The organism is Sphingobium sp. IP1, assembly GCF_002708645.1.
In the GTDB taxonomy this organism is placed as follows: domain Bacteria; phylum Pseudomonadota; class Alphaproteobacteria; order Sphingomonadales; family Sphingomonadaceae; genus Sphingobium; species Sphingobium yanoikuyae.
Genome location: NZ_NOIW01000227.1, coordinates 1 through 2,685, shown reverse-complemented (window position 1 = coordinate 2,685; position 2,685 = coordinate 1). Strand labels below are relative to the sequence as shown.

Genomic DNA, 2,685 nt, shown 5'->3' with positions numbered 1-2,685 from the left:
CTCGATAATCGCCCATTCCCGATCTGTCAGTTCGTACCGCCGCCGTGCCATCAAGCCCTCCAACTCTGGAGGCCTCTGAATCACGCCAATCGCCAATCCTCAAGGCTTTTTATGAGTTTACGGCCTAAAAGGTCCAGCAGGGTAAAATAGCCGGCATCGCCCGGATTGGGATCGGGCGCGACGTCGATTTCGCGATCGAGCGCATGTTCACGAGCGCGGATCAGCCGCTTCATTGCTGCCTTGTAAAAACCGGGCGTGTCCATCAACCGGACATGACTGCCCCGTCGAATACCGCGGCAATTCCGCATGATTGTCCAAATCCCGCGCGCCCTGGCCACGACGCGAGCGGCATGCTCCTCTAGCTTGGCCCAAGGAGACGCCGACCCGCATGGCTGCGTCATGGCGGGAGGATCAACAGGGTGGCGAGCATGGATGCGCCGATCGTCGGCACATATCGCACCGTCCGCTTCCGCGCCGGGCCGGTAGATGCGATCGCGAGCGATGTCGATCTGCTGATCGTCGGCATGCCGGTCCTGTCCGCCACGAGCCGGATCGATCCTGGCGCCTGCGCGCTCGACGCCGCCCTGTCAGGCACCTTGTCGCAATTGCGCGCGGGCAGCCTGTTCGACGGCAGGTTCGGCGAGACGATGATCCTGTCCAGCCCGCCGCCGCCGGTGCGCTGTCGGTCGCTGATGATCGTGGGCATGGGAGAGATAGACGATCTGGATGCCGAACGGCTGGGCCGGCTGGCCACCGTGGCGATGCGCGCGGCGCTCCGGCTCGACAGTTGTTCGATCGCCTGCCTGCTGCGGCTGCTCGATCCGGCGGCAACGAAGGTCGCGCAACGCGCCGCCTCCCGTGCGATGATGGCCGGCGTGCTCACGGCGCTGGACGCCTATCTCTCTCCCGGTCCCGCTCCCGACCGGTTCGCCGGCCTGAACTGGACCTTCGACCAGCCCGACAGCGCCGCCGACGTGCTGAGCACGATCATCGCACAATGGCCGGCCGCGCCGCGATGAGGCGCGACTATCGCATGGACTTGGGAAGCGGAACACGCCACTCTGGCGCGATGCAGCCCGGTCCGATCCACAGCCACGACATGCAGCCTGCGATCACCCCCATATCGATCCTGGTGGTGGACGATCATGCGCTGCTGCGTGAGGGCGTGCGGGCGATGCTGGCGACCCAGGCCGACATGCGGATCGTCGGCGAGGCCGACAATGGCCGGCGCGCGGTAGAGGAATATGCGCGGCTGCGCCCCGACATCGTGCTGATGGACCTGCAGATGGCGGAAATGCCGGGGCTCGACGCGATCGCCGCGATCCGGGCCCTCCATCCCGACGCCCGGATCATCGTGCTGACCACCTATTCGGGTGACGGCCGCGCGATCAAGGCGCTGCGCGCAGGAGCGATGGGCTATCTGCTCAAGGCCAGCCTGCGCAAGCAGTTGCTCGACGCGATCCGCTCGGTGCATCTGGGCGGCAAGCATCTCGACGCCACCGTCGCCACCGCGATCGCCCTGCACGTGCTGGAAGACCCGCTGACCGAACGCGAGATCGCGGTGCTTTCACTGGCGGCCTGGGGCAATAGTAACAAGCAGGTCGCGGCGAGACTCGATATCAGCGAAGAGACGGTGAAGGGCCATATGAAGTCGATCTTCTCGAAGCTCGACGCGACCGATCGCACCCATGCGGTGACGCTGGCGATCAAGCGCGGACTGATCGACCTCTGACGACACGGCGCGCGGGCGCCCCTTTGCATCGGAATGATCGCTAACGCGTCAGCCTGATCCAAGATCGGGCGGCGGCGGACAGCTATGATCGCGCGCGTCAGGCCAGTGACTGATCATTTCTATTTTTTAGAACAAGTCGGCGCATTTTATCTGGATATTTCGGATCAGGCACGCCGGCTAACACTGTCTTCACAGCAGCGACGACTGCTCGAAACCAAGGAGCCGACCCATGACGATCACCGCCACGCCGACGCCGGGCAAGTCCCTCATCTCGCCGACCGACCACACTTTGGTCCTGATCGACTTCCAGTCGCAAATGGCCTTCGCCACCAAGTCTATTGCGCCAGAACTGCTGCGCAACAATGCCGCCCTCATCAGCCGCGCCGCCAAGTCGTTCGGCGTATCGACCATCCTGACCACCGTTGCCGAAAAGAGCTTTTCGGGGCCGATGTTCAGCGAAATCACCGACGCCTTCCCCGGCCAGCCCCTGCTCGACCGCACCAGCATGAACACCTGGGAAGATGCCGCCGTGATCGAGGAAGTGAACCGCATCGGCAAGGAGCGGATCATCTTCGCCGGCCTGTGGACCAGCGTCTGCATCGTCGGCCCGGTCGCCTCCGCGATCGACCAGAGCTTCGACGTCTATTTCATCGCCGATGCCTGTGGCGACATCAGCGAGGAAGCGCATGAGCGCGCCGTGCAGCGCATGATCCAACTCGGCGCCAAGCCGATGACCTCGCTCCAGTACATGCTGGAACTGCAGCGCGACTGGGCCCGCACCGAAACCTATGAGTCCACCACCGGCATCGCCAAGGAATTTGGCGGCGCATACGGCCTGGGCATCAAATATGCGAAGGCCATGTTCGGCGCCTCCGAAGGCGGCCACTGACCTGCGCCAGGGACCGGCGGTGCCTCCCCCTCTCCCCCTGCACCGCCGGGTCCTTCCCCTTTCC

General features: G+C 64.5%; 4 protein-coding genes. 3 read left to right on the top strand and 1 reads right to left on the bottom strand.

What is annotated here, in order from left to right:
• Positions 1-80 precede the first annotated feature (80 nt).
• Positions 81-233 carry a hypothetical protein gene (locus CG471_RS30445; protein ID WP_180275845.1) on the bottom strand — a complete coding sequence of 51 codons (153 nt, stop codon included), beginning with the start codon at positions 231-233 and terminating at the stop codon, positions 81-83.
• 195 nt (positions 234-428) lie between these two features.
• On the opposite strand from CG471_RS30445, the gene CG471_RS29555 reads away from it, so the two are divergent.
• The 3 genes from CG471_RS29555 to CG471_RS29545 all read left to right on the top strand — a co-directional run bounded on the left by CG471_RS29555 (position 429) and on the right by CG471_RS29545 (position 2,621).
• The gene (locus CG471_RS29555; protein ID WP_099234634.1) at positions 429-1,019 is read left to right on the top strand and encodes a M17 family peptidase N-terminal domain-containing protein; all 591 of its coding nucleotides are present in this window, start codon (positions 429-431) and stop codon (positions 1,017-1,019) included.
• A 50-nt stretch (positions 1,020-1,069) separates the two neighbouring features.
• Complete coding sequence (locus tag CG471_RS29550; protein WP_180275846.1) at positions 1,070-1,732, top strand: response regulator transcription factor; 663 nt, start codon at positions 1,070-1,072, stop codon at positions 1,730-1,732.
• A gap of 229 nt (positions 1,733-1,961) precedes the next feature.
• Complete coding sequence (locus tag CG471_RS29545; RefSeq protein ID WP_099234633.1) at positions 1,962-2,621, top strand: hydrolase; 660 nt, start codon at positions 1,962-1,964, stop codon at positions 2,619-2,621.
• Positions 2,622-2,685: the final 64 nt, after the last annotated feature.